A 25,683-nucleotide genomic window follows, 5' to 3' on the forward strand; every position below is an offset into this window, starting at 1 on the left:
ATCATGCCCCGGGCCCCTAAGCCCACGACCACGACCACGACCACGACCACGACCTCGACCTCGACCTCGACCTCGAACTCTCTCGCCCCGGCCTGGACCACCAGCCCCGTCGGCCGTGTCGCCGCACCGCTGCGCGAGCAGGTCGTCACGGCTCTGCGCGAGGCGATCCTCGACTTCCGTCTGGAGCCGGGCCGCCGCCTCGTCGAGCGCGAGCTCGTCGAGCAGCTCGACGTCTCCCGCACCACGGTTCGGGAGGCACTGCGGGAGCTGACCTCCGAGGGGCTGATCAAGGTCGTGCCCCAGAAGGGCGCCGTGGTCGCGGTGCCCACCCTGGACGAGGCGCGCGACCTCTACGAGGTCCGGTGCGCGCTGGAGACGCTGCTGGTGCGACGGTTCATCGAGAAGGCGCCGCGTTCCAAGGTGTACGCCCTCGAAGCGGCGGCGGAGCACTTCGCCGAGGTCGCCTCGCGGGACGACGCCGAGCCGCGTGACGTGCTCGACGCGCGGCGCGACTTCAACTCCGTCCTGCACGACGGCGCCGGCAGCGAGGTGCTGCGGCAGTTGGTGGAGGGCGTCCAGGCCAAGGTGCGCGTCCTGGTGGTCAAGGGCATGTCGACGAACCACGCCGAAGTGATCCAGGAACTGCGCGACATCGTCGCCGCAGTCAGGGAGCGGGACGCGGACACCGCGGTCGAGATCTATGCCAAGCACATGCGGCGCGTGGCCGCCAACGTCCTTGAGGGCCTGAAGGGGATCCAGGAGCGGTAGAACCGCTCCTGGATCCCCTTCGCTGTCCCGTTCCCAGGGCGCCGCCTCAGCCTCCCCGCTCGGAGGTCACCGCCGCGAACGACTGCGCGGTGCGCTGCGTGTCCATGTACTCGCGGACCGCGCTGACCCGGTCGGCGGAGATTTCGTACACGTTCGCGTACCGGTTGTCGTAGCGGCTTCCGTCGCGGAAGAAGCCGCTGCCCACGGCCTCGGCGACGACCCGGCTCCCTTCGCCGACGAGGCGGGTGATCTCGATCTGGGGGCCGGTCGCGTCGAAGAGCGCGAGCATCTGCGAGAGGACCCCGACCAGGGCCTCCCCGTTCATCGGCGCGCCGGCGCCCGGCAGGTCGTAGGCCTGGATCGTATAGGTGAAGTCCGGTGTGATCAGCTCGCCGAGACGGTCCCAGTCCTGGCGGTTGAGCGTGTCCACGAAGGCCTGGACGACGTCCTTGGGGTCGATGGCCATGGAGGTTCTCTCTTCGGCAGGGATGGCGACGGAGGTGTCAGAAGGTCAGCGGCTGTCCGAAGTGGAAGCGCGAGACCGACCCGTAGGTGACGTCCCACTTGGCGGCGATGTGCGTCTTGAACATCGCGACGTCCCGGTAGTACTTCTCCATGGGCGACCCGAGCCGTGCCGAGCTGGATCCGGCGGTGGAGAACGCCAGGTCGACAGCCTGGTTCGCCAGCTGGGCGCCCTGCAGGATGACGCCGCGCAGCCGGGCGTCGTCCTCGGGTGTGAACTCCTGGCGGGTGCGCTCCCAGCGCCGTCCCAGCTCGGTGTACTGGCGCATCGCGCCGAGCAGCAGGGTCTCGCCCGCGTCGATCTGGGCGAGCATCTTGCCGTACCAGCGGTGGAACTCGGCGGAGTCGGTGCGCGGCATCATCGGAGGGAAGCTCGTCGGGCGGGTGGCCATGAGCTCGTCGAAGGCGTCGAAGGCCGCCCAGGCGGCGCCGATCTGGGTGGCGACGAGCTCACAGTTGAAGAAGGCCAGGGTGCGGCCCAGGTACATCGGGTTGCGGTGCAGCCGGTAGCCGACGGTGCCCGTGTCGCCCAGCGTGTGGTCCTTGAAGTCGTAGACCACGCTGAGGTGTTCGGGGACCAGCGCGTCCGTGACCTGGAGGGAGTTCGAGCTGGAGGCCCGCATGCCCAGGACGCCGGACCAGTCGTCGAGGATCTCGTAGTCGGATCGCGGGACGATGAACGCGCGCAGCCCGAGCGGCTCGTCCCGCTCGGTGAAGGTGGAGGCGACGAGCATCGCGTGGGTGCTCCACATCGAGCCCGAGCAGTAGTCCCAAGTGCCGGAAAGCCGGTAGCCGTGCGCGGTGCGGACCGCCCGGCCACGCGGGATGGTGCGCCCTGGCGCGATGAGGTCTCCCGCGAACAGCTCCTGTTGGGCCTGTTCGGGAAAGAAGGAGGCCACGTGCCAGGCGTGTCCGGCGCCGAGGACGAAGGACCAGCCGACACCCGGGTCGCCGCGTGAGATCTCCACGGCCACCCGGAGGAAGTCCTCCAGCGGCAGTTCGAGGCCCCCGTACCGCTTCGGGTGGAGCATCCGGTAGAAGCCGGCGTCGAGCAGCTGTTTGTGGATCGCCTCCGAGTAACCACCGAGCGCCTCGTGCTCCGCCTGCGCGGCCCGTAGGACCGGGCGGAGCCTCGTCGCCACCTCGAGAAGGTGATCGACCGTGCCCTCCGCCGCAGGCTGAGGGGCGGAGTCCGCGGCATACAGGCTTGCGCTCATCGGGCTGTCCTCTCGACACGTAACTTTGTATGACGATATTATAGGCATGCAGAGAACGGCGCTAGATGGGGTCGCCGACCAGTGCATCGACTCTGGTACTCGCCCCTCGCCTCCCCCTTTACGTCATTGTGCGATCGTCATACAGTCCCCCGCAGGCCCCATGCCCCCGGTCCGGGACTTCAGAGGAGTTGGTTGTGATGTCCACGCCGTCATCCGTCACCCGGTCCGGCTCCCGCCCGGTCACCGCGCGGGAGTTCCGCGACGTCATCGGACGGTTCGCCACCGGCGTCACCGTCATCACGACGGAGAGCGGCGGCATCCGGTACGGCAGTACCGCGAGCGCGGTCAGTTCGCTCACCGACGATCCCCCGATGCTGCTGATCTGCCTCAACCGGAACTCGGCCACCGCCGCGGCGGTGCGCGACAGCGGCGCCTTCGCGGTGAACGTCCTCGCCGAGGACCACGTGGAGCTGGCGACCCGCTTCGCCTCGCGCGTAGCGGACAAGTACGACGGCGTGCCCACCGAGACCGCGTCGAACGGCTCTCCCCTGCTCGTCGGCGCCATCGCCCACCTGATCTGCCGGGTCGCCGAACAGGTCGAGGCCGGCACCCACTACGTGTTCCTCGCCCATGTCGAGGAGGCGATGTCGTACCCCGGCCATCCGCTGGCCTACTTCCGCGGCCGCTTCGGCCGGATGCAGACGGCGCCGGAAGCCGGCGTCCTGCGCGAGGTCCGCGCCCGCGTCCTCGACGCCGGCAGCGACGTCGAGGAGATCATCGACACCGGTCGCTGGGCCGAGGACCTCGGGGTGGACACCAACCGCGTCCACCGCGCCCTGGTCGCCCTCGCCGACGAGGGGCTCATCCGGCGTCAGGCGGGGGAGTACCTCATCGCACCCGTCCCCGACTCGATCATCGACGACGTCTACAAGGCCAAGCTCGCCATCGAGACGGGCGTCGCGGAACTGACCGTCGGCAAGGTGACCGCCGGGCAACTGGCGCGGCTGCGCGAGCTGATGGAGGACACCCTCGGCTTCGTCAAGGACGGCCGGTTCACCGACCCCGAGGGCTGGGTGCGCGCCAACGAGCGCTTCCACGAGTACATGGTCGACCTCGCCGGATCCACGATCCTGCTCGACACCTACCGCCGCCTCTGCCTGCCGGGCCTCAACCTGCGCGCGCTCGACGCGGCGAGCTACGCCTCCAGCTCCCTCCTCGACGACCACCGCCGGCTCGTCGAGGGATACGAGGCCGGCGACCTGGCCCAGGTCTCCGGCGTACTCCGGCAGCACGCGCGGCGTCCGCTGGAGATGCGCCGCGAGGACCAACTGCGCCGCGCCACCGACGCGAACCCCGTCGCCTGAACCCGGCCACGCCCCGCATAGGAGATTCGATGACCACAGCACACGTCGCCGCACAGCCCGACCTGGCCGTGCCCTCGCAGGAGGAACTCGTCGGGCGGGCCCGGGCGATGCGCGAGGAACTGCTCGCCCGCCAGGAGGAGGCGGAGCGGCTGACCCACCTCCCCGACGACCTCCACGAGCAGTTCGTCGCGAACGGCTTCTACGACATGTTCGTCCCGAAGAGGTACGGCGGCCTCGAGGTCTCGCCCCGGACGTTCTTCGCGGTCTGCAAGGAACTCGCCCGCGGCGACATGGGCAGCGCGTGGTGCTTCGCACTGGCCGCGAACCACGCCCTCCACGTCGCCTCCTGGTACCCCGAGGAGGTCCAGGACCGGGCGTTCGGCAACCACGACTTCCGGGCCGCGTCGGTGTCCGCGCCGACGGTCAGGGCGAAGAAGACCGACGGCGGATACGTCCTCAACGGCGTCGTGGACTACTGCTCCGGCATCCCTCACTCCACCTGGTACCTCGGCCAGCTCATGGTCGAGCAGGAGGACGGCTCCGCCCCGGCGATGGGCATGTTCCTCGCGCCCGAGGAGACCTTCGAGCGTCTGCACAACTGGGGCGAGTCGACCGGCCTGAAGGCCACCGGCTCGGAGAGCATCCGCTTCACCGACGCCTTCGTCGAGGCCGAGCTGGTCGTGGAGGACGCCAACATGATCGACATCCCGGTCAAGGACGGCACCGTCGGCTCCCAGCTGCACGGCAACCCCATGTACGCCGGACGCGGGCTGCTCACCTTCACCGTGTCCCTGGCCAGCCTGGCGGTGGGCGGGCTGTACCACGCCCTCGACGAGTTCGAACGCCTCATGCGCACCCGCAAGACCCCGCTCCCGCCCGTCCGACTCCGCCTGTACGACGTGGACTACCAGCGGCACTACGGCGCGGCCTGGACGAAGATCAGGACCGCCGAACTGGCGCTGGACGGCGTCATCGCTCAGCACGAGGAGTTCTGCCGCGCCACGGTCGACGGCAGCCGCGAGTACACCTTCGTCGACGACTGGAGCCTGGCCTGCGTGGTCCGGGAGATCATCATCCAGCTCTGGGAGACGCTCGAACACGACCTGCTGCGCGTCGTCGGCTCAGGCTCCATGCGGCAGGGCGAGCGGTTCGACCGGATCTTCCGCGACATGAGCTCGCTCCTCACCCACCGCAACCCGATGCTGCGCGAGCAGGCGTTCCGCAACACGGCCAACCTGCTTCTGGAGATCCCGCCGCCCGAGGCCCGCTGACCGCCGACTCCCTTCCCCTTCCTCCCTGTTGGGCCGCCGAGACAGGACGACCGAGCATGACCGACATTCCGCCCCATCTCGACGACCGGGTCGAGCCGATCACCCTCCGCACCGGTTTCTTCTGGATACCGGGCGAGCAGATCCCCACCCCGCACGGCACCCTTCCGCGTGGACCGCTGTACGTCGAGTGGCTGGCACCCGCGGAGGTCACCCGCCCCCACCCGCTCGTCCTGGTCCACGGTGGCGGCGGCCAGGGCACCGACTGGCTCGGCACCCCGGACGGCCGCCCGGGCTGGGCCTACGACCTCGTACGCGCCGGATACGCGGTGTACGTCGTCGACCGACCCGGCCACGGCCGCTCGCCGCACCACCCGGACGGACTGGGGCCGGTGGCCCCGCCGCTGCCACTGGAGTTCGCGAGCTTCCTGTTCGCGCCCCCGGAAGCCGCCGGGTCCCACACCCAGTGGCCCTGGGACCGCACCTTCGACGGCCCCGAGTTCCAGCAGCTCACATCAGCGATGGGCTTCTTCCTGGCCGACTTCGCCGAGGGCCAGCGCATGGACGGGGAGCGCATCGCCGCCCTGCTGGACCGGATCGGCCCGGCGGTGCTCATCACCCACTCCGCGGGCAGCCCGGCCGGCTGGCTCGCCGCGAACCGACGTCCCGACCTGGTCGAGGCCATCGTCGCGATCGAACCGATGGGACCGCCGTACGCCGACTTCCCCGGCCTCGGCGAGATCACCTATGGCCTGACGTACGCCGAGCTCACCACCGAGCCCGCCATCGACGCCCCCGACCGGCTGAAGGCCGACCCCGCGGGCCACCGCATCCCCGGCCTCAGCGGCACCCCCATCGTCGTCGTCACCGGCAGCGCGTCCGGCAGCGCCGCCCAGTCCCCGCCCCTGGTCGACTTCCTGCGCACGGTGGGCGCGGACGCCGAACTGCTCCCGCTGGCCGACGCCGGCATCGTCGGCAACGGCCACGGGCTGATCCTGGAGGCCAACTCCGCCGAGACGGTCAAGCCGGTCATCGCCTGGCTGGACGGACTGGAGAGCTCACGATGACGACGACCACGCAGGAGCACACGGACCTGCCGGACGAGGCGGTGCGCCTCCTGACCGAGTTGGTCGGTGCGGACGCCGTCCTGCTGACCGACGCCGAACGCGACACCTACCGCGACCCGTACTGGTTCCAGGGCGACCGCACCTACGACTCCTCCGCCGTCGTCTTCCCCACCTCCACCGACCAGGTGCGCGAGATCGTACGGATCGCGAACGAGTACCGCATCCCCGTGTGGACCTCCTCCCAGGGCCGCAACAACGGCTACGGCGGCCCGTCGCCCCGCGTCCGAGGCTCCCTCCTGATCAGCTTCCGCCGGATGAACCGGGTCCTGGAGATCAACCGCGAACTGGCGTACGCCGTGGTCGAGCCGGGTGTGCGCTGGTTCGACCTGTACGAAGCACTGGAGGCGTCCGGCAGCGGCGACCTGTGGTGCTCGATCCCCGACCTCGGCTGGGGCAGCGTCATCGGCAACTCCCTCGACAACGGCGTCACCTACGGCCCGAACGGCTCCGACTTCCAGAAACTGTGCGGGATGGAGGTGGTCCTCGCGGACGGGGAGGTGCTGCGCACCGGCATGGGCGCCATCCCCGACAACCCCTCCTGGCACGTCTACCAGCGTGGCCTCGGCCCGGTCCTCGACCCGCTGTTCATCCAGTCCAACTACGGCGTCGTCACGCGCGCGGGCGTCTGGCTCCAGCGCCGCCCGGAGGCGTACGCGCCGCTCTACCTCACCGTCCCCCGGGACGACCAGCTCGCCCAGGCTGTCGACATCGTCCGCGAACTCCGCCTCGACGGGGTGATCCGGGGGGTGCCGAACCTGCAGAACACCATCACCATGGCGGCCCAGTTCCCCGAGCTGCTGGGCGAGTTCATGGGCGCCGAGGGACCGGCGAGCGAGGAGGCACTGGACGGCCTCGCCGCCCGCACCCGCATCGGACGCTGGGGGCTGCGCACCGCGCTGTGGGGCGACGGGCCCGTCGTCGAACACCACCTGCGCCGCATCCGTGAGGCGTGGTCGGCCATCGACGGCTCGCGCGTCGACCACCACCGCACCTATCTGTGCCACGAGTGGGGCGAGCTGAACACCTTCATGGAGAAGGTCCAGGCCGGCATCCCGAGCATGGACCTGATGGAGGTCGTCCCGGAGTTCGTCGGCCACATCGGCTTCTCGCCGGTGGTGCCGCTCACCGGCGGCGAGGTGCGCCGCGTCGTGGACGTGATCCATCGGCTGGTCATCGACCGGGCCGGAACGAACTTCGTCTGCGCGATCTTCCCGATCAACGACCGCAGTGCCATCGTCGTCAGCAGCATCAGCTTCGACACACGCGACGAGAAGCAGGTACGCGCGGCGGTGGACACCGCGAAGATGCTGGTGAGCGAGGTGGGGGCGCTCGGGTACGGCGAGTACCGCGCCCACCTGGACTTCATGGACCTGGCGGCCGACCAGTACTCCTTCAACGACCACGCCTACCGGCGCTTCGTCGAGCGGATCAAGGACGCGGTGGACCCGAACGGGATCCTGTCCCCGGGCCGGCACGGCGTCTGGCCCGCCTCCTACCGAAAGGCCGTCGCGTGACCGTGATCGAGGAAGTGAGCGGCCTCGTCGCCGTCGTCACCGGCGGCGCGTCGGGCATCGGCAAGGGCATCGCCCAGCGGCTGGCGGAGCGCGGTGCCCAGGTGGTGATCGCCGACATCGAGGAGGACCCGCTGGAGGCGGCCGCCAAGGAGATCGGGGCGGTGGGGATACGTACCGATGTCACCGACGCGGCGAGCGTGCTGGCGTTGGCCGGTCAGGTCGTGGAGCGGTTCGGCAAGGTGCACCTGGTGTTCAACAACGCCGGGGTGGCCCCCGAGTCGCGCATCGCGGACATGACACTCGGGGACTGGAAGTGGATCCTCGACGTCAACCTCGACGGTGTCATCCACGGCGTCCACGCCTTCCTGCCGCTGCTGAAACGGCACGGAGAGCCGGCGTACATCGTGAACACGTCCTCCATGGGCGGCTTCGTCGCCGACATGCCCGGACTGGGGGCGTACGCCACGACGAAGTTCGCCATCATGGGCCTCACCGAGGCGCTCGCGCACGAACTGGAGCGGGAGGGCTCGAACGTGGGCGCCGCCGTGCTCGCGCCGGGCACCGTCCGCAGCAACATCGCCCGCAGCCTGCGCACCAGGCCCGCGAAGACCCAGGGTGGCAGCAGCTTCGTGCAGAACGACATCTCCGACAACGAGGAGCTGGCCAAGCTGCGCTGGCTGGACCCGACCGAGGTGGGAGACGTCGTACTCGCTGCCCTGGCCCGCGGCGAGACCCACATCGTCACGCATCCCGAGTGGTACCCCATGGTCGCCGAGCGCGCGGCCGCGATCGACGCGGCGTTCCGACGCGGGGCTGCCGCACGGGAGGAGAACTCTGACGGCAACTGACCCCGAGGACGCCGTAAGAGCCTTCGTGGACGCCCTCAACCGCCAGGACCGGAACCCGCTTCCTCTGCGACGGAAGCCCGTACGCCAACCGGTACGCCAACGTCTACGAGGTCGCGGGCGACCGCGTCAGGACACTGCGCGAGTACATGGACACCCAGCACACGGCACAGCCGTTCGCCGCAGCGCGGGAAATGCGGTAGCGGCGCGCCATCCGCGGGCTTGAAGAGAAACGGACATGCTGTGGGGCCCCGACTCGGTCGGGGCCCCACAGCATGTCCGTCGCCGTCTCAGCCGCGATCAGCCAGGTGGCGGAGGTTCTCCGGCCAGATCCCGTGCCGGCCCGGCGACAGGATCCCGTTCGGATCCACCGCGTCCTTGATCGTCTCGCAGAACCGGCGGTAGGCGTGGTCGTTGAAGGAGTACTGCGCCGACGCCAGGTCCATGAAGTCCAGGTGCGCACGGTATTCGCCGTACCCGCGTCGCCCCGCCTCCGCCACGAGCACCTTCAGCGCGTCGTAGGCCCGACGGCACTGCTCCGCGTCCCGGTAGTCGTAGTTGAGCCCGGTGACGTACAGCGCCGTCCGCTCATTGATGATGAGCAACCCGCCGGCCACATTGACCCCGACCTGCTCCCGCACGATCCGGTCGAAGAGGTCCACGACCTCCCGTACATCACTGCCGACCAGCGGAATCGCGGGGGAGAAGCCGATATGGGCGACGCCCTCCGGAATGGCGTCGAGCAGATCGAGCCCGGGCAGACCCCCCTGGCACTTGTCGGGGATCGAACGGATCTCGTCGTACTCCTGCGGCCCGTACGTCCGCTCGAAGAGCACCTGTCCGCCGGGAACCGCGCTCCACGCCGCCCGGATCTTCGCCAACTGGTGCTCCACCACGGGGCCGTCCCCCCACAACGCCCCGCGCAGCGCCCACCGGCCGAGCCCGGTGGCATCGGCCATCTCGTTCAGGGTCTCCTCGCTGAAGGCGCCGTCGGCACCCGCGAAGCGGCCCATCACGTCGGGGAACTGGGCCGCCAGCGTCACGGTGTTGTACATGCTCGGCACCCCGCGCAGCGTGCCGTCGAGGCGGAGCCGGCGGATGATGTCGACGGCCTGCTCCAGGTGCTCGTCCCGCGGCACCGTGAGGAAGAACGGCGCGTACGCCTCCGGGCGCGGCATCAGCCAGTAGCCCATCCGCGTCACGATGCCGAAGTTGGACTGCACGAACAGGCCGTCGAGCACCGGTCCGAGGCCGCGCTTGTAGGTGTGCCAGGACTTGTTGTCCGGGATGGCGCCCATGCCGGTGCGCAGCAACTCGCCATTGGCGAGGACGACTTCCATGCCGCACGGTGCCATGAAGTCGGCGCCGTAGGGCTGGTAGGTGATCCCGCAGTCGAGGGAGTTGCCGATGACGCTGCCCCAGCCGAGGTCGGGGACGGTCACCATCAGATCCTCGTTCCCGGACTCCTTCAGCGCGTCGTACAGGTCGAACCAGCGCACGCCCGGTTCGACCACGGCGTACGCCAGGTCGCGGTTGATCTCGAGGACGCGGTTCATCCGGGTCAGGCTGACCACGACGGTCGCCTTCAGGCGGGGCGAGGAGCCGCCGTAGCCGTAGTTGCGGCCCTGCGAGGAGGTCCAGATCGGCACCCCGAACTCGTTCGCGATCCGGACGACCGCCTGCACCTCCTCGGCGCTGCGCGGCAGCAGGACGGCGGCGGGGTCGTAGGTGTCGTCGTCGCGGTGCCAGTACTTGTCGCGGTACTGCTCGTGGAAGCGGCCCTCACCGAGGACGACACCGTCCTCGCCGAGCACGTCGACGAAGCGCCGCAGTGCCTTGTCGGTGAGGTAGGTGCCGTCGTCGGCGGCGTCGGTGTTCGTGTCGGTGCTCATCGCGCGGCCTCCACCACGGTCTCGGTGGCGTCGGCGGGCGGGGCGGCCGGCGGCCAGGTGGCCGCGGCCTCCTTCAGCACCGAGCGCATGGAGCGAGGCGCCCGTCCGGCCAGGATCTGCACGGCGTCGCTGAGGGACGACATGTGCCCGCGGCGGACCGCCCGGCTGAAGGAGACCATGTCGTCGCTGTTCCACGGGATCGGGGAGGCGGCGATAGCCTCCTCGTCGTACTCCCGGGGCACGCCCATGGAGTCGAAGATGGCGTACTGTTCCTCGTCGCTGATCGGAACGTACGCGATGTCGGCGCCGCTGATCTCGGCGATCATGGCACACACCTGACGGTAGGACAGTTCCTCCGGGCCGGTGATCTCGTAGGCCCGGTCGTCCGCGCCGCGCCCGAGCAGCGCACCGACGGCCGACGCGGCGCAGTCCTCCCTGGAGACGAACCCGACCGTGCCCTCGCCCCAGGCGCCGACCATGCTGCCCGTGGCGACGGCGCCCGGCGCTATGAAGTAGGCCACCGCCTGCGCGTACTGGGCGTCCCGCAGGGCGTTCCAGCGCAGCCCCGACTCGCGGAGTATCTCCTCGGTCGCGCGGTGCTCCAGACAGACGACGGCGTCGTTGTCCGCGGCGCCGGCGCCGACGATCGAGGTGTAGGCGAGGTACCGCACCCCGGCGCGCCGGGCCGCGTCGATCGCGTTGCGGTGGAGACCGATTCTCGTGCCGACCTGGGCGGTGGACACCAGCAGCATCCGCTCCGCCCCCCTGAAGGCCGCTTCGAGGCCGTCCGGATCGGCGAAGTCGGCGTACCGCACGTGGACGCCACGGTCGGCGAAGGACTGGAGCTTGCCGGGCGCCCGCGTCGTCAGGATGACCTGGTCGGCGGGGACCGACTCCAGCAGCAGCTCCGCTGCGGTCTGGGCCAGCCCTCCGCTGGCACCGGTGATGAGGTACACGTGCACTCCTTTGGTGCTCGCCGACCCGGCCCGCCCGGGTGGTGCTCGCCAACCGTACTCTTTGTATGACGAGACGACAATTAAGCTCGGGTTCGATTTTCCTGCGAACCGTTGCTGCGGTCCGGGGTCCAGGGGCCGGTCGACGTGTTCGCCTCCCCCACCCGCTGGTCCAGGCGTCGGTCACCGAACAAATTCGAGGTGATTCGACTCTGGACGCCGGTTTCGACGACGCGCTACCGTCTGCCTCGCCCTGAAACATTGTATGACCAGACGACAATCATTCGATCTGGGATGCTTCTCGGTCCCGTCTGGAATCAGTCACCCAAGTCAGGAGGGGTCAGTGCCGACCCACCCGCTCACAGCTGAGCCGGAAGCCGTGCTGGCGGTCGACGGCCTACGGAAGCACTTCGGTCCGACGGTCGCCCTCCAGGACGCCGCACTCCGTCTGTTCCCGGGCGAGGTGCACGCCCTCGTGGGGGAGAACGGCTCGGGAAAGAGCACGCTGGTCAAGATCCTCAGTGGGGTGCACCGCCCCGACACCGGTTCCATGACGGTCGGCGGCCGGCCCTTCGCCCCGCGCACCCCGGCCCAGGCACTGCGCGCGGGCATCGACACGGTGTTCCAGGAGGTGCTCGGCGTCGAGAACCGGTCCGTCCTGGACAATCTGTGGCTCGGCGCGGACCGCCTGCTGCGCCCCGTGACCCGTGACGCCGGCCGCCGTGCCAAGGCGGCGGAGATCCTCGCCGCGCTGCTCGTCACACCGCCGGATCTGGACGCCCCCTTCGGCTCGCTCCAGCTCAGCGACCGCCAGGCCTGCGGCATCGCCCGGTCGCTGCTGCGCGACCCCAAGGTGCTGATCCTCGACGAGGCGACCTCCGCCCTCGACCACGACACCCGCACCCGCCTGTTCGCCCTGGTGAGACAACGGGCGGCGCTGGGCATGAGCATCGTCCTCATCACCCACCGGATGGACGAGATCCGGGAGATCGGCGACCGCGTCACCGTGCTCCGGTCGGGCCGCACGGTGGGCACCCTCGGCGCGGACTGGGAGCACGACGAGATGATCCGGCTGATGACGGGTGGCGCGCACCTGGTGCAGGACGCGGCCCGCGCGGTCCCCGACGCCACCGCCACCGATTCGGCCACCGCCACCGATTCCGCCACCGAGGCACGCCCGGTCGTCCTGAAGGTCACCGGCTCACGCCTGCGGCCCGGCGGCGAGCCGTGCCGGGCGCAGTTGCGCCGGGGCGAGATCGTCGGGTTGGCCGGCCTGGAGGGCCACGGCCAGGACGATTTCCTCCGCCTCCTCGTCGGGCACGGCGACACCGACGGAGTCGTACGGATCGAGGGAGACCGGGAACACCGGGTGACCGACCCCGGCAAGGCGCGGGACCTGGGCATCGCGTACGTGGCGCGGGACCGGCGCGGAGAGTCGATCCTGCCGTGGATGTCCATCCTGGACAACTTCGCCATCGCCACCGCCGAACAGGACGTCAGGAAAGGGCTGCTGTCCGAGCGCGCCGCCGAGACGCGGTTTCGCCACTACGTGGAGCGGCTCGGCATCAGGTTCGGCCGTACGTCGGACGCGATCACCACGCTGAGCGGCGGCAACCAGCAGAAGGTCGTCATCGCCCGCTGGCTGGCCGCCGACCCCGACGTCCTGCTGCTCAACGACCCGACGAGAGGAATCGACGTGGGAGCCAAACGCGACCTCTACCGGCTGCTGCGCGAGTTGGCCGGGCAGGGGCTGACCGTCGTCATGCTGTCCTCGGAGGTCGACGAGCACGTCGAGCTGATGGACCGCGTCCTGGTGTTCCGGGAAGGTTCGCTCGCCACGGAACTCACCCGGGGAGAGCTGAACAGGGAACGGCTCGTCGACGCCTTCTTCGGCGGAGCGGCGGTGGCCGCATGAGCACCGTCGACCACGCCTCCCGCACCTCCGCCCACAAGCCAGGCCGGCCCGCCCGGCACACGGCCCCCGCACCCCGGCGCACACTCAGATCCCTGTTCGCACGCCACACCTGCCTCTTCGCGGTCCTCCTGGCGGCCACGCTCCTCATCGCCAACCTCGCCCTGCAACCCCGCTTCGGAGCCACCTCCCAACTGGCCGCCCTGGCCCCGCTCGGCATCGCCGCCATGGCGAGCGTGCCCTCGATCATGAGCGGACGCGGCGGCATCGACCTGTCGGTCAGCCCGCTGATGACGCTGAGCGGTCTCCTCTACGCGACCCAGCTCCAACCGGCCGGCCTCGGCGGGTACGTCGCCCTGCCCCTCCTCATGGCGGTGGGCGCGCTGGTCGGAACCCTCACCGGTGTGCTCATCGTCGTGGGCCGACTTCAGCCGATCGTCGTCACCCTCGCCATGTTCTTCGTCCTCACCGGCGTCGACCTCAAACTGTCGCCCAGCCCCACCACCATCTCCGGCTCCTGGATGGCCGGCTTCGCGGGGTCGATGGGACCGGTCCCCGGCGGCCTCGTCGCGCTGGCCGTCCCCGCCGCCCTCTGGCTGCTGGTCACCAGGCTGACGACGTACGGCAGCCTGCTGCGCTCCGTGGGCGGCAACGACGTCACGGCGTTCACCAGCGGAGTGCCCGTCGGCGCGGTGCGCGTCCTCGCCTACTCCCTGGGCGGCGCCATGGCGGCGGTGGGAGGCCTGGTCCTCATCGGGCTGGCGTCCACGGCCGAGGCCGGCACAAGCACCTCCTACACGCTCATCGCGATCGCCGCCGTCTCCCTCGGCGGCATCCCCCTGCAGGGCGGGGGCGGCGGAATCGCCAACGCGCTCGCCGGCGCCGCCGCCATCTACCTGCTGCAGAGCCTGCTCGGTGTGCTCCAGGTGCCGCAGACATGGCTCCAGGTGATCTACGGCGTCCTGCTCATCGGCGCGGTGCTCTTCGGGGCCGTCGCGGCACGAGAACTGAAGGAAAGGCGATGATGACCACGCAGCAAGGCTCGCTCGACAGGGCCCCCCTCGCCCCCGTCGGCGACATCCCGGCACCGGTGGCCGCCCACGGTCCCTCGGCCGGACAGCGGCTCCTCTCCCTCCAGCGACGGTTCCCGCTCGTCCAGCTCCTGCTCACCGTGGCCGTTCTCGCGTGGGGCGCGGCCGTCATGCCGGGGTTCCTCGAACCGACGAGCATGCGCTCGGTCCTGGTGCTCTGCGCGCTCACCGGCCTCGCCTCGATCGGACAGACCCTCGTCGTACTGATCAGGGGGATCGACCTGTCCCTCGCCGGGTTCATCGTGGCCGGCGCGGTGACCGTCACCCAGTTCGGCGCCATCCCGGGAGTGCCGCTGCCCGTCATGCTCGCCGTCGCCGTCGCCTGCGGCGCCGCCATGGGCGGTCTCGTCGGCTACCTGTGCCACCGCTTCGGCATCCACCCGATCATCGTCACCCTCGCCGCGGGCTCGATCGCCGTCGGCGTGACCTCCGTCCTCAGCGGCGGCGGCACCGGAGCGGGCGCCCCCGACTGGGTGAGCCGACTGAGCGCCCCCACGGCGTCGACCTTCGGTATTCCCGTGCCCCCCGTGGTGGTCGTCTGGGCACTCGCGATCGCCGTCGTCTCCATGGTGCTGCACCGCACCCGCCCCGGCCGGCGACTGCTGGCCACCGGCGCGAGTCCGGTGGCCGCGGACCTCGCCCACATCAGCACCCGGAAGGTCTGGGTCACGGTGTACGCCGTCGCGGCGGCCCTCGCGATCCTCGCCGGCGTCGTCCTGGCGGGCTTCGCGGGGAACGTCGACAACCGGCTGGGGAACCCCTACCTGTTCCAGAGCATCGCCGCGGTCGTCCTCGGCGGTACGGCGTTCGGCGGACCCGGGAGCTACACCCGCACCACCGTCGGCGTCCTGTTGCTCACCGCGGTCTCCACCGTGCTCGTCGGGCTGGGCTTCCAGGAAGCCGACCAGCAGATCCTCAACGGCGTCGTGATCCTCGCAGCGATGGCGGTCTACGGCCGCGAGCGCAGGCTCCGCGACCAGGTCTGACGTCTCCCCTCTTTCTCCCTCTCTCCTCTTCTCTCTCCTTCTCCTCTGTTTCCGAAAGGCTCACCATGAACAGATCCAGCTACCGGCACGCCGGCAGGAGCGTCGTGGCGTCGTCCACCGGGATCGTCCTCACGGCCCTGCTCGCCGGCTGTGGCGGGGCGGGCGGCACAGTCGCCTCCGACGCGACCGACACCCAGGGGAAGGCGTCCGCCGCCTGCGGTGAGGTGCCGACCATCGCGCCCAAGGACCCCGACGGCGCTGTCAAGGCCCTGCCCGCGGAGCTTCAGAAGGCCTACAACGCCTACGGCGAGGACGTGTTCGCGAGCGCCTGGCGGGACAAGAAGAAGCTGAACCGCGCCGCGAAGGTCGGCTTCTCGTATCTGCCGGTCTCGAACGCGTTCGCCGCGTCCGTCGTCAAGCAGATGGACGCGAGCTTCGCCGCCGCCAAGGCCAAGGGCCTGGTCCAGGGCAAACTCGTCGAGCGCATCATGACCGATCCGGCAACCATGACCCCGGCCGAGCAGATCCGCGGCTACAACGAACTGGTCGACTCCGGTGTCGACATCATCTTCATCACGGCCCTCTCCGGCGACGCGATGGTCTCCGCGGTCGACGCGGCCGGCAAGAAGGGCGTGGTGACGGTCACGCTCTCCTCCACCATCCGTTCCAAGTACGCCGTGAACGTGGCGGAGAACTCCTACCTGAACGTCGCCCGGCCGACCGCCCTCGTCGCGAAGCAACTCGACGGCAAGGGCAATGTCGTCGTCGTCCGCGGCTTCCAGGGACTGTCGACGGAGAAGATCGGCTACCAGGCCGTCAAGGACGTGCTGGCCGCATGCCCCGACATGAAGGTGCTCGGCGAGGTCAACGGCGCCTTCGTGCCGCCCGTGGCCAAGGCCGAGCTGCTGAAGTTCCTCTCCAGCCACCCGCAGAAGATCGACATGGTGGCGCAGCTCGGTGTCATGGGCTCCGGCGTCTACGCGGCCTTCGACTCGACCGGACGGAAGGTCCCCAAAGTGGTGGACGCCGGTGCGTCCGCCTCGTCGCTCGCCTCCTGGAAGGAGCTGGAGGCGGCCGACGGTTATGAGACCGCCGGTACGGGCGGCAACGGCACGCAGGAGACGAAGGCATTGTTCTCCGTCGGGATGATGGTGATGGGGGGAGAGGGCCCGAAGGTCGGCACGATCACCCGCGAGCCGTCGTTGATCACCAAGGCGAACCTGGCCGACTACCTGCCCAAGGGCGCGAAGTCGAGCGATCTCGGAGAGGTCGCGGACGGCGAGGCGTGGATGCCGCAGGCGTACCTCGACAAGTTCTTCGACCACCCCGCCGGCCCCGCGACGAGCTGAGGACCGGGGCCGTATGGGAGCGTCATCGAGTGGGAGCCGTCGGCCACCGGCCGGCGGCCGGCTCGCCGGTAGGACCGCCCTGGTCACCGGCGCCGCATCGGGCATCGGGCTGGCCACGGTGAGCCGCTTCGCCGACGAGGGAGCGCGGGTCCTGGCCGTGGACCTGGACCTCGAAGGGACGGCCCGGGCGGTGGCCGGGATCGCGGGGGCGATCCCGGTCGGTGCCGACGTACGGGACAGCGGTCAGGTGGACGCCGCGTACGAACGCGCTCTCACCGAGTTCGGACGGCTCGACATCGCGGTGAACGCGGCAGGCGTCTCGGGCGCCCAGGCCGACATCTGCGAGCTCACCGACGAGGACTTCGCGGAGGTCATAGCGGTCAACCTGACCGGTACGTTCTACTCCGTGCGAGCCGCCGTGCGGCTCATGCGTCGCAACTCCCCGTCGGGTGGGTCCGTCGTCAACGTCTCCAGCGTGGGAGCCCTCGCCAACTTCCCCCTGCCTGCCATGTACCCGGCGTCCAAGGCCGGCGTGCTGGGGCTGACCCGTGCGGTGGCCGCGCTCGTGGCGGACGACGGGATCCGGGTCAACGCGGTGGCGCCCGGGGCGACGGACACACCGATGCTGCCGACGGACCGGGAGATCCGCCGTGCCGTCGTCGGCCTGGGGGTGCTGCGCCGGGCCGCCTCCGCAGAGGAGATCGCGCATACGATCCTGTTCCTCGCCGGCGACGAATCGGCGTTCTACACGGGCCAGACGCTGTCACCGAACGGCGGATACGTCATGCACTGAACCGCAAGCGCGTGTCACCGCAAGCGCGTGTTCTGGACCGCGCGCCCTGGCTCCCGGCTCCCGGCTCCCGGCGGTGCGGCTCAGGCGAGGCGGCTCAGAGCGAGGCGGAGCTGAACGGCAGCCCGCTGGTGGCGGACAGCCCCTCCAGTCCCGCCCTCTTCGCCTGCTCGATGTGGTGGTTGCACGCACGCACGGCGGCCTCGGGATTGCGCGCCTCGATCGCCTCGACCACGGCGCGCAATTCCTGCGCACTGCGTGCGGTGCGCCCTGGCTGGGCCAGTGAGGTGGCCCGCAACAGGCTGAGGCGGGCCTGGACACCGCCGAGCGTGGAGTGGACCGAGCGGTTGCCGCAGCCGCGCAGCAGGACGTCGTAGAACTGGCCCTTCGCCTTGAGGATCCGCAGGGTGTCACCGTCGCCGTTCGCCACTTCGGTCAGTTGTTCGAACGCGGCGCGCAGCTCCGCCACCTGGTCGTCCGACGCGACCTCGGTGAACCGGCGCACGGCGAGCGCCTCCAGGGCGGCGCGCAGTTCGTAGAGCTCCAGCGCCTCCTGGAGTGAGGGCACCACGACGACGGCGCCCTTCTGCGGGATGGTCTTGACCAGGCCCTCGGCCGCCAGCTCGCGCAGAGCCTCGCGGATGGTGGTGCGCGAGACGCCGATCTCCTCGATCAGCTCGCGCTCGACCAGCCGCTGACCAGGTGCGTAGTGGAAACTGAGGATGGCCTGACGCAGCACATCGAGCACCTGCTGACGCAGAGGTGCGGCGACCCGGCCGACCTGGGCGGCCAGATCGACGGATTCTCCGGGGCTACGGGGCGCTGAGTTGCCTGATACGGTCACGGGATCAGGATACGGTACGGCGATCGTACAACCCAAGCGGCAGCAAGCTTCCGCGCGCGAATTTCGCGGACTGACTCGGGAAGTTCAACCGCCTGACACATGGGCTGATCGGCGGGCCTCCACGCATTGCGTCGATGTCCGGACGCTCCGTGAGGCAGTCGGCAAGATTGTATGACAGGCCGGCCCGGGCGAGGAAGAGCCAGGAAGGGAAAGACGACCGTCAGCGCGCCCGCCGACATCGCTACCGTGGAGTGACGACGTGCGAGCCTGGCTCCGGGAGTGTGTATTCATGCCTTCCCGCAGGCTTCCGACCATCGCGCGGGCAATGCGGGTCACGGCAGTCGCCCGAGATCGACGCCTTCATCGCCACCTACGACAGACTGGTGAAGACCGCCTACCCCGACGGCCCCACCAGCGACGACTACACCTCGATCATCGACGACAAGCAGCACAAGATCCTCACCGACCTGATGGAGGACGCCCGCGCTCACGGGGCGCGGATCATCGAGGTCGGACACCGGCCGGGCGACGCGGACGGCCGTCCGCACACCCTCGCACCGACCGTCGTGCTCGGCGTCGCCGACGACATGCGCATCGCTCACGAGGAGATCTTCGGCCCCATCCTGCCGATCTTCGGTTACCGCGACATCGACGACGCCATCACCTACGCCAACCGCTGGAGCGGATAATCGCGGACGCCCAGAGGCGCGGGGAGATCATCGAGGGGACCCCGCCCACTTCACCCTCGTCGTGGGCGCCACCCTCCAGGGCGCCGCCACCTTCGCCGCCAACGACCGGCTCGACGCGCAGGCCGAACCGGATGACGCTGCAGACCCTGCTGCACAATCCCGCCTATGCCGGCATCTACGCCTATGGGCGGCACCGGGTCGACCCGCGCCGCCAGGACCCGGCCCGGCCGAGCACCGGACGGGTCGTCCGCTCCCGGGACGGATGGCATGTGATGATCCCGAACGTCCTGCCCGCCTACATCACCGTCACCCGGTTCGAGGCGAACGAGGCGAAACTGGCGGCCAACCGCGCCAGCGCCGAAGCCATGGGGGCCATCCGCGACGGCCCCGCGCTCACGGCCGGGCTGGTGCACTGCGGACGCTGCAACCGGCGCATGAGCGTGCGCTACCACACCCAGCACAGCAAGGCCCTGCCCGAATACGTGTGCGCCCGGGACATGACCAACTACGGCGCCCAGAAGAGCTGCCGGCTGCTCAACTCCGCCTGCGTCGACGCCTTCGTCGAAGAGCAACTGACGCCCGCCGCCGTCGAGGTGTCCCTGCGCGCGGCCGACCAGGTCCTGGCCGAGCGGGCCGAGCTGGAACGGCTGTGGTCGAGGCGGCTTGAACGCGCCGCGCAGGACGCCGACCGGGCCCGCCGCAGCCATCACCTTCAGCAGGGTCTCGCCGGCGGTGGAGTCCTGGATGCTAACGACCGGCCTGCTGCTGACCGTCCTGGTCACCGCCGCGAGCCTCAACGGGAGACCGGCCGCTGGGGGTGCGAGCTGCTCACACCCCCAGCGCACTCTCAGGGAGAGGAAACCTTCAGGTCGCGAAGCCGTCCGGTGTTGTCGAACGACCCGAAGCCCACCCTGCCGGAGGCGAGGGTGGTGTCGACAGCGGTCATCAGCGGCCGTTTCGAGCCGTCGACGTAGACCGCGATCTCGCCCGTGCTCGCGCAGCGCACCACCCGCACCTTGTGCCAGGCGGTGTCGGTGATGGCCGGTGGTGCGCCCGTCGTGCCGTTCCACTGGTCGTCGATGCGCAGGCGGTCGGCGTCGTTGACGACGAAGACGCCGTTGTGCGGGTAGATCGTGTTGTCCTGGGACAGATGGGCGTAGGAGAACTTCGTGTCCGACTGGTAGTCGAAGACGATGATCACGTCCCGGTTGGTCGTCTCGACGGGGGTGTCTATGCGGACTTCCGCGTCGATCCGTACGTCGCCGTACGCCGCCGGGCCCGCCGTCAGTACGGCGTACTCGTAGGGGCGGCGCGGTCCGGGGCGCTGGACGCCAGCCTCGGCGAGGACGGCCTCTCGGCCCGGGAAGCGCCACTTCGACGGGGTGACGGGAGCCCAGTTCCGGCCGTCCATGACGTGGGTGAGCCGGGAGCCGTAGGTGTCGCAGGAAGCGAATGTCCGGGTGCCGGTGATCTTCCAGATCTTGCCGTTGGCCTTCGACAGGAGGTACAGCTCGCCGGCGGCGTCCCGGCCGAAGTGCAGGTCCACCCGGGTGCTCTGGGCCAGGTCCTGCATCGTGACGCGCTTGCCGCTGGCGTCGTACAGCATCAGGTCGTACAGCTGCGCCAGTTTCTCGCTGCCGCGCCGCATGTCCTTGGTGTCGGCGAAGAGCAGACGTCCGTCGACGATGTCTCCGAAGACGTACTTGCCGCGTAGGGCGGGGAGGTCGCTGCCCCGGTAGACGAAGCCGCCGACGACTGCCCGGCCTACGTCGGAGGTGCAGTTCCAGTCGGCGGGCGGGTCGTGGTCGTAGGCGACGACGGGGTAGGTGTAGCCGTACTTCTCGTCGTCCTCGGGGAGGGGGAGGATCTGGTCGCAGGGGTCGGTGGCCGTCTTGTCGTAGACGAACGGGCCCTCGCGTTCGCTCCAGCCGAAGTTGTCGCCCGCGCGCACCTCGTAGACCGACTCGATGGCGTGCTGGCCGATGTTGCCGACGTACATACGGTGGCTGCCCGCCGGGTCCCAGCTGAAGCGGTGCGGGTCGCGCAGGCCGTACGCGTAGATCTCGCCGAGTGCGCCGGGTACGCCCACGAACGGGTTGTCCGGCGGGATGCCGTACTTGCCGTTGGTGCTGTTCGTGCCGCGCGGGTCTATGCGCAGGATCTTGCCGTGCGGGAGGGAGAGGCTCTGCGGCTCTGTGTTCCTGGCGCCTTGGCCGCCTTCGCCGACGGCGAGGTAGAGCAGTCCGCGGTCGCGGTCGTGGGGTCCGGCCGTCGGGTTGAAGTCGATCTGCTGGATGCCGTGGATCGTGCCTGCGAAGCCGATGCGCAGGATCTCCCGGCGGGTGCCGGTGAAGGTGTCGGCCGAGGGGTCGTTGGCGGTCCACTCGGTGACGACGCCGTGGTAGACGGTGGCCGCCTGCTGCCGGTAGTCGGGTACGGCGGTGGTGGCGGAGGCCAGTTCGGTGTGCACGGTGTAGAAGCGGCCGTTGCGCCGGAAGCCGGGGTCGAAGGTGACGAACCCGAAGCCCTGGCCGAGGCCACGGCTGGCGAAGAACGCGGGGGAGAAGGTGGCGGCTATGTCCAGGTAGAGGTGGGGGTTGCTGCCGTCCCGTACTAAGTAGAGCTTGCCGTTGAGGTCGGGTACGGCCTTTCTGCCGGAGCGGTCGGGGAGTTCGCTGAGGTTGTTGATGCGGGCGTGCCGCATCAGCCGGGGATCGGTGACCGGGCCGGGCGGTGGATCGGTCTTCGGGAAGGAGGCGTACTCCTCGACGGTCAGCCCGATGCCGGAGGCGGCGGGCCGCTCGGGGATGGGGTCGGTGAGGGGGTCGGCGGCCGCCGCGAGCGCCGTGCCGGGGAGCGCGACGAGGGCCGACAGCAACAGCGCGAGGACGACCAGGGGGATCAGCAGGGAACGGACTCGGGGTCTGGCGCCGGGAGATGGTGGAGACGCGGCCATGGGAATGTCACTCCTTTGTCCGTCGACGTGTGTCGTCAGCGGCCGGCGGCGGCTGCCACCAGTCGGTACTGGGCCCGGATCCGGTCGTGGCCCACCGCGCTGTCCAGGAACATCAGGCTGTCCATGCGGCAGTCGCAGGGATTGCGTTCGGTGGTGTTCTGCGGGAAGCTGCCGCCGATCTTGATGCCCCGGGGATCGGTGGGCGAGGAGCGGTGCGGGCCCGGCCGCGCGAGGTCCCAGGGATCGCCGGGAACGGTGTAGAAGCCGTCCAGCCGCTGCCCGTCGCGGTACAGCGCCATCGCACCCGTGTCGAAGTCGAAGGTGGCGGCGAGGAAGACCCACTCGTCGACCGGCAGCAGGGTCCGCCAGTCCTGCGAGGCGGCGAACGTCTGCGAACTCGCCCCGTCGACGCGTCGGCCGAGGGCGACGAGCCGCAGTTCGCCGTTCACCTCGATGATCTCCAGCAGGCCCCGCACCGCGTGACCGTCGGAGTCCCCCGACAGCACTCCGGCCAGGCCCACGGCACCGTAACGGTCGTCCGGGGCGGCCGTGTTGCTGTTGAGGCCCGGGTTCGGGCCGGTCATCTTGAACCAGCCCATCACGGTCATCCCCTCGACCGCGTTGAACGCCTTGAGCGTCGGCACGCCGGAAGGCCCGTACACGCCTGCCTTCCAGTCGTCGTTGCCCTTCGCGTCCGGGGTGACCTGCCGCACCTGGAGCGAGGTCCGGCTGCCCCGGTGCGCTCCCTCGTTCGTGCGCATCCGTGCCCCGCCGCCGACCAGGTCGATGTCGGTACGGGAGAAGCCCAGGTCACGTTCCCTCGCCGGGTTGCCGGGGACCGGGTGCTCGAAGTCGTAGTACGCCGTCAGGTGGGGGCGGAGGGAGGGGAGTACGGGGCCGGCCCCTGCTCCTGTCCCCACCCCTGCCCCTGCTCCGGAGGGTGCCGCTGCTGTCGTGGCGAGGGCGGTCAGCAGTGCGGCGACGGCTGCCGTGAGCGTGTTCCGTCTGCTGCGCATGTGCGGTCTCCTTGGAGTCATCGGAGTCGTCGGAGTCATCGGCGTGCGGGACGACCGCCCAGATAGAGCTCGCCGAGCTGCGGGTCGGCGAGCAACTCGCGTGCCGGGCCCGTGATATGGACCCGGCCGAGATCGAGGACACAGCCGGTGTCGGCGGCCTCCAGGGCGCGCCGCGCGTTCTGTTCGACCAGCAGTACGGCGGTCCCCGCGTCCCGCATCCGTACGATCTGCTCGAAGACCACCCCGGTCGCCTTGGGATCGAGACCCATCGACGGCTCGTCGAGGAGCACGACACGGGGTTTGACCATCAGTGAACGCGCGAACTCCACCTGCTTCTGCTGTCCGCCGGAGAGCAGCCCGGCCAGGCTCGTCCACCGCTCGGCCACGACCGGGAACAGCGCCCGCACAAAGTCGGCCCGTTCGGCGACGAGTGCCTTGTCCCGCAGGGTGTAACCGCCGAGCAGGACGTTCTCGGCGACCGTCATCTCCCTGAAGACACTGTGACCCTGGAGGACATGGGCGACTCCGGCGGCGAGCATCCGCTGCGGTCCATGCCCGGTGACCTCCTTGCCGTCGACGAGGATCCGGCCCGAGCGAGGGGCGAGGAGGCCACTGGCCACCCTCAGCACGGTGGACTTGCCCGCCCCGTTGGGCCCGATCAGACAGACGATCGCTCCGGCCGGTACGCGGACCGTCAGCCCGCGCAGGACCAGCGCCGCCCGGCCGTATCCGGCGCGGATGTCGTCGAGTTCGAGAAGGAACGCCGGGTCGGTGCCGGTGCCGGTAGCGGAGTTGGAGTCGGTGTGGGAGTCAGACGCCAAGGTATGCCCCGAGGACTCGTTCGTCGGACTGGATCAGTGAGGGCGGCCCCTGTGCGATCGGCCGACCGCGGTCGAACACGACGACGTGGTCACTGAGGCTCATGACCATGTCCATGTTGTGCTCGACGATCAGGAACGTCCGGCCCTCGGCGTTGAGTTCGCGCACCAGGTCGCCGATGCGGTCGATGAGCGCCGGGTTGACCCCGCCCGCCGGCTCGTCCAGCAGGATCAGCTCCGGCTCGCTCGTCAGTACCTGGGCCAGCTCCAGCAACTTCTGCTGCCCCCAGGAGAGTTGGTGGGCCTCGGCCTGCTCCAGGTGCTCGATGCCCATCCGGGTCAGCCAGTAACGGGCCCGCTCGGTCTCCGCACGCGTGCCCGAGCGCGCGAGCCGGCTGGTGAGACCGCGCGGCCGGACGGCAGCCAGGAGGTTGTCCAGCACGGTCATCCGGGGGAAGACCCGGCAGAGCTGGAAGGAACGCCCGATGCCGGCGCGGGCGATCCGGTGCGGGGGCCTGCCCGTGAGGTCGCGTCCGCGGTACGTGACGCGACCGGAGTCCGGGCGGATCATCCCGGTGACACAGTTGAAGAAGGTCGTCTTTCCCGAACCGTTGGGTCCGATCAGGGCGTTGACCTTGCCGTGGTGGAAGGTCACGGCGGCCGAGTCGAGTGCGGTGACTCCGCCGAACGCCTTGGTGAGCCCGGTGGTTGCGAGGCTCGGTTCGGGCTCCGCCTCAGGTGCCGGTTCGTTCACTGTTCCTCACCTTCGGCGCGTCGCGCCCGTCGGTCTCCTCAGGCCCGTAGATCTCCTCGCGCTCCTCGCCCCGCTCCCGCAGTTCGGCCGCGGTCACCTCCCGGATGGAGGCGTCGCCGGTCCGGCGGAACCGGTGGAGCAGGGCGCCGGCGGCCGGGATGACGCCGTCCGGCATGAACGTCACGACGACGCCGAGGAGCAGCCCCGCCACGACCAGGTGCAGAGGCGTGTCCCCGTACTCGACCTTGGAGTACTCCAGGGCGTACCCGACGATCAACGCTCCCAGCAGCGGTCCGTACAACTGGCGTACGCCACCGAGCAGTGCCATCAGCACCATGTACGACCCGCTGAGGATGGAGAACTGGAAGACCGGGTCGAGATCGCCGAACCACAGGGCGTACAACCCGCCGGCCAGCGCGGTGAAGGCGGCGGAGACGACGAAGACCACCAGCTTGTACGTGAAGGTGGGGATGCCGAGCGACTGGGCCTTGTCCTCGTCCTCGCGGATCGCTTTCAGGCCCATGCCGAACCGTGACCGGTCGATGACCCACCAGACCAGCAGGGCCAGCGCGAGCAGTGCCAGGAAGAGGAAGTAGAAGGTCCGGTGGTGCTCGGCACGCAGCATGCCGGGGAAGGGCCGCGGCACGACCAGTCCCCGGGAACCGCCGGTGAGGGAGGACCAGCTCTGGAAGACCAGCAGCAGGATGAGGACGAGGGCGATGGAGACGATGACGAAGGAGGCACCGCGTACCCGCAGGGCGGCATAGCCGACCGGAACGGCGAGCGCCGCCACCATCAGCGCGGCCACGAACAGCGCGGCGAAGGGCGGGAGTTCGGCCTTGGCGACCAGCAGTCCGGTCCCGTAGGCGCCGAGTCCGGCGAACGCCGCGTGCCCGAGGGAGACATAGCCCGTGAATCCGCCGACAAAGTTCCAGGAGGTGGAGAGCACCGCGTAGTTGAGGATGGCGATGCCCACGGTGATCTCGTAGGGGCTCGGGGCCATGGACG

Annotated in this window: 22 protein-coding genes and 1 pseudogene; 13 read left to right on the forward strand and 10 right to left on the reverse strand. The window is 69.9% G+C overall.

What is annotated here, in order from left to right:
* Positions 1–3: 3 nt before the first annotated feature.
* Positions 4–768 carry a GntR family transcriptional regulator gene (locus AB0J04_RS24855; RefSeq protein WP_363170749.1) on the forward strand — a complete coding sequence of 255 codons (765 nt, stop codon included), beginning with the start codon at positions 4–6 and terminating at the stop codon, positions 766–768.
* A gap of 46 nt (positions 769–814) precedes the next feature.
* On the opposite strand, the gene AB0J04_RS24860 is transcribed toward AB0J04_RS24855, so the two are convergent.
* Both AB0J04_RS24860 and AB0J04_RS24865 read right to left on the reverse strand, forming a co-directional pair.
* Positions 815–1,234, reverse strand: coding sequence for a nuclear transport factor 2 family protein (locus tag AB0J04_RS24860; protein ID WP_363170750.1), 420 nt, complete (start codon positions 1,232–1,234; stop codon positions 815–817).
* A 37-nt stretch (positions 1,235–1,271) separates the two neighbouring features.
* A complete protein-coding gene (locus AB0J04_RS24865; RefSeq protein WP_363170751.1) occupies positions 1,272–2,507 on the reverse strand; it encodes an acyl-CoA dehydrogenase family protein in 1,236 nt (411 codons plus the stop codon).
* A 197-nt stretch (positions 2,508–2,704) separates the two neighbouring features.
* On the opposite strand from AB0J04_RS24865, the gene AB0J04_RS24870 reads away from it, so the two are divergent.
* Genes AB0J04_RS24870 through AB0J04_RS24890 form a run of 5 tightly spaced genes read left to right on the forward strand, consistent with a single transcriptional unit; the run spans position 2,705 to position 8,628 of the window.
* A complete protein-coding gene (locus AB0J04_RS24870) occupies positions 2,705–3,871 on the forward strand; it encodes a flavin reductase (protein ID WP_363170752.1) in 1,167 nt (388 codons plus the stop codon).
* 29 nt (positions 3,872–3,900) lie between these two features.
* Positions 3,901–5,142, forward strand: a complete 1,242-nt coding sequence (locus AB0J04_RS24875; RefSeq protein WP_363170753.1) for an acyl-CoA dehydrogenase family protein — start codon at positions 3,901–3,903, stop codon at positions 5,140–5,142.
* Between the two features lie 56 nt (positions 5,143–5,198).
* Positions 5,199–6,206 (forward strand): alpha/beta fold hydrolase, encoded by a 1,008-nt coding sequence (locus tag AB0J04_RS24880; RefSeq protein ID WP_363170754.1) that lies wholly within the window; start codon positions 5,199–5,201, stop codon positions 6,204–6,206.
* Positions 6,203–7,780, forward strand: a complete 1,578-nt coding sequence (locus tag AB0J04_RS24885; protein ID WP_363170755.1) for an FAD-binding oxidoreductase — start codon at positions 6,203–6,205, stop codon at positions 7,778–7,780. The genes AB0J04_RS24880 and AB0J04_RS24885 overlap by 4 nt, the downstream gene beginning before the upstream one ends.
* Positions 7,777–8,628: an SDR family NAD(P)-dependent oxidoreductase gene (locus AB0J04_RS24890; RefSeq protein WP_363170756.1), complete on the forward strand. Its 852-nt coding sequence runs from the start codon at positions 7,777–7,779 to the stop codon at positions 8,626–8,628. The genes AB0J04_RS24885 and AB0J04_RS24890 overlap by 4 nt, the downstream gene beginning before the upstream one ends.
* Positions 8,629–8,915: 287 nt before the next feature.
* On the opposite strand, the gene AB0J04_RS24895 is transcribed toward AB0J04_RS24890, so the two are convergent.
* Positions 8,916–10,517 (reverse strand): FAD-binding oxidoreductase, encoded by a 1,602-nt coding sequence (locus AB0J04_RS24895; protein WP_363170757.1) that lies wholly within the window; start codon positions 10,515–10,517, stop codon positions 8,916–8,918.
* Complete coding sequence (locus AB0J04_RS24900) at positions 10,514–11,473, reverse strand: SDR family oxidoreductase (RefSeq protein WP_363170758.1); 960 nt, start codon at positions 11,471–11,473, stop codon at positions 10,514–10,516. The genes AB0J04_RS24895 and AB0J04_RS24900 overlap by 4 nt, the downstream gene beginning before the upstream one ends.
* A gap of 340 nt (positions 11,474–11,813) precedes the next feature.
* On the opposite strand from AB0J04_RS24900, the gene AB0J04_RS24905 reads away from it, so the two are divergent.
* From AB0J04_RS24905 to AB0J04_RS24925, 5 genes are all read left to right on the forward strand, one after another.
* Positions 11,814–13,385, forward strand: a complete 1,572-nt coding sequence (locus AB0J04_RS24905) for a sugar ABC transporter ATP-binding protein (RefSeq protein WP_363170759.1) — start codon at positions 11,814–11,816, stop codon at positions 13,383–13,385.
* Positions 13,382–14,407: an ABC transporter permease gene (locus AB0J04_RS24910; RefSeq protein WP_363170760.1), complete on the forward strand. Its 1,026-nt coding sequence runs from the start codon at positions 13,382–13,384 to the stop codon at positions 14,405–14,407. The genes AB0J04_RS24905 and AB0J04_RS24910 overlap by 4 nt, the downstream gene beginning before the upstream one ends.
* Positions 14,407–15,459: a hypothetical protein gene (locus tag AB0J04_RS24915; RefSeq protein ID WP_363170761.1), complete on the forward strand. Its 1,053-nt coding sequence runs from the start codon at positions 14,407–14,409 to the stop codon at positions 15,457–15,459. The genes AB0J04_RS24910 and AB0J04_RS24915 overlap by 1 nt, the downstream gene beginning before the upstream one ends.
* A gap of 65 nt (positions 15,460–15,524) precedes the next feature.
* Positions 15,525–16,808, forward strand: a complete 1,284-nt coding sequence (locus AB0J04_RS24920; protein WP_363170762.1) for a substrate-binding domain-containing protein — start codon at positions 15,525–15,527, stop codon at positions 16,806–16,808.
* Between the two features lie 13 nt (positions 16,809–16,821).
* A complete protein-coding gene (locus AB0J04_RS24925) occupies positions 16,822–17,601 on the forward strand; it encodes an SDR family NAD(P)-dependent oxidoreductase (RefSeq protein WP_363170763.1) in 780 nt (259 codons plus the stop codon).
* 94 nt (positions 17,602–17,695) lie between these two features.
* On the opposite strand, the gene AB0J04_RS24930 is transcribed toward AB0J04_RS24925, so the two are convergent.
* Positions 17,696–18,442 carry a GntR family transcriptional regulator gene (locus tag AB0J04_RS24930; protein ID WP_363170764.1) on the reverse strand — a complete coding sequence of 249 codons (747 nt, stop codon included), beginning with the start codon at positions 18,440–18,442 and terminating at the stop codon, positions 17,696–17,698.
* Positions 18,443–18,576: 134 nt separating this feature from the next.
* Between AB0J04_RS24930 and AB0J04_RS24935 the strand changes: the two genes are divergently transcribed.
* Together AB0J04_RS24935 and AB0J04_RS24940 are read left to right on the forward strand one after the other, a co-directional pair.
* The gene (locus AB0J04_RS24935) at positions 18,577–19,131 is read left to right on the forward strand and encodes an aldehyde dehydrogenase family protein (protein WP_363170765.1); all 555 of its coding nucleotides are present in this window, start codon (positions 18,577–18,579) and stop codon (positions 19,129–19,131) included.
* Positions 19,132–19,262: 131 nt separating this feature from the next.
* Positions 19,263–20,105, forward strand: coding sequence for a recombinase zinc beta ribbon domain-containing protein (locus tag AB0J04_RS24940; RefSeq protein ID WP_363170766.1), 843 nt, complete (start codon positions 19,263–19,265; stop codon positions 20,103–20,105).
* A gap of 686 nt (positions 20,106–20,791) precedes the next feature.
* On the opposite strand, the pseudogene AB0J04_RS24945 reads toward AB0J04_RS24940, so the two are convergent.
* The 5 genes and pseudogenes from AB0J04_RS24945 to AB0J04_RS24965 all read right to left on the reverse strand — a co-directional run.
* Positions 20,792–22,087 (reverse strand): annotated as a pseudogene (locus AB0J04_RS24945) (PQQ-dependent sugar dehydrogenase); the annotation flags it as partial.
* Positions 22,088–22,122: 35 nt separating this feature from the next.
* Positions 22,123–23,103 carry a hypothetical protein gene (locus tag AB0J04_RS24950; protein WP_363170767.1) on the reverse strand — a complete coding sequence of 327 codons (981 nt, stop codon included), beginning with the start codon at positions 23,101–23,103 and terminating at the stop codon, positions 22,123–22,125.
* Positions 23,104–23,138: 35 nt separating this feature from the next.
* Complete coding sequence (locus tag AB0J04_RS24955; RefSeq protein WP_363170768.1) at positions 23,139–23,924, reverse strand: ABC transporter ATP-binding protein; 786 nt, start codon at positions 23,922–23,924, stop codon at positions 23,139–23,141.
* A complete protein-coding gene (locus tag AB0J04_RS24960; protein WP_363170769.1) occupies positions 23,914–24,675 on the reverse strand; it encodes an ABC transporter ATP-binding protein in 762 nt (253 codons plus the stop codon). Before AB0J04_RS24960 ends, AB0J04_RS24955 begins: the two co-directional genes overlap by 11 nt.
* Entirely contained in the window at positions 24,656–25,678 is a 1,023-nt protein-coding gene (locus tag AB0J04_RS24965; RefSeq protein WP_363170770.1) for a branched-chain amino acid ABC transporter permease, read from the reverse strand. The genes AB0J04_RS24960 and AB0J04_RS24965 overlap by 20 nt, the downstream gene beginning before the upstream one ends.
* Positions 25,679–25,683: the final 5 nt, after the last annotated feature.

The organism is Streptomyces sp. NPDC050263, from assembly GCF_040655955.1.
Classification (GTDB): domain Bacteria; phylum Actinomycetota; class Actinomycetes; order Streptomycetales; family Streptomycetaceae; genus Streptomyces.

Bases quoted from the DNA above. Each gene is read 5' to 3' on its own strand.
- AB0J04_RS24935 (WP_363170765.1), top strand. From the start codon at position 18,577: ATGTCCGGACGCTCCGTGAGGCAGTCGGCAAGATTGTATGACAGGCCG.
- AB0J04_RS24940 (WP_363170766.1), top strand. From the start codon at position 19,263: ATGACGCTGCAGACCCTGCTGCACAATCCCGCCTATGCCGGCATCTAC.
- AB0J04_RS24925 (WP_363170763.1), top strand. From the start codon at position 16,822: ATGGGAGCGTCATCGAGTGGGAGCCGTCGGCCACCGGCCGGCGGCCGG.
- AB0J04_RS24915 (WP_363170761.1), top strand. From the start codon at position 14,407: ATGACCACGCAGCAAGGCTCGCTCGACAGGGCCCCCCTCGCCCCCGTC.
- AB0J04_RS24860 (WP_363170750.1), bottom strand. From the start codon at position 1,234: ATGGCCATCGACCCCAAGGACGTCGTCCAGGCCTTCGTGGACACGCTC.
- AB0J04_RS24855 (WP_363170749.1), top strand. From the start codon at position 4: ATGCCCCGGGCCCCTAAGCCCACGACCACGACCACGACCACGACCACG.
- AB0J04_RS24880 (WP_363170754.1), top strand. From the start codon at position 5,199: ATGACCGACATTCCGCCCCATCTCGACGACCGGGTCGAGCCGATCACC.
- AB0J04_RS24895 (WP_363170757.1), bottom strand. From the start codon at position 10,517: ATGAGCACCGACACGAACACCGACGCCGCCGACGACGGCACCTACCTC.
- AB0J04_RS24910 (WP_363170760.1), top strand. From the start codon at position 13,382: ATGAGCACCGTCGACCACGCCTCCCGCACCTCCGCCCACAAGCCAGGC.
- AB0J04_RS24875 (WP_363170753.1), top strand. From the start codon at position 3,901: ATGACCACAGCACACGTCGCCGCACAGCCCGACCTGGCCGTGCCCTCG.
- AB0J04_RS24950 (WP_363170767.1), bottom strand. From the start codon at position 23,103: ATGCGCAGCAGACGGAACACGCTCACGGCAGCCGTCGCCGCACTGCTG.
- AB0J04_RS24885 (WP_363170755.1), top strand. From the start codon at position 6,203: ATGACGACGACCACGCAGGAGCACACGGACCTGCCGGACGAGGCGGTG.
- AB0J04_RS24865 (WP_363170751.1), bottom strand. From the start codon at position 2,507: ATGAGCGCAAGCCTGTATGCCGCGGACTCCGCCCCTCAGCCTGCGGCG.
- AB0J04_RS24920 (WP_363170762.1), top strand. From the start codon at position 15,525: ATGAACAGATCCAGCTACCGGCACGCCGGCAGGAGCGTCGTGGCGTCG.
- AB0J04_RS24965 (WP_363170770.1), bottom strand. From the start codon at position 25,678: ATGGCCCCGAGCCCCTACGAGATCACCGTGGGCATCGCCATCCTCAAC.
- AB0J04_RS24870 (WP_363170752.1), top strand. From the start codon at position 2,705: ATGTCCACGCCGTCATCCGTCACCCGGTCCGGCTCCCGCCCGGTCACC.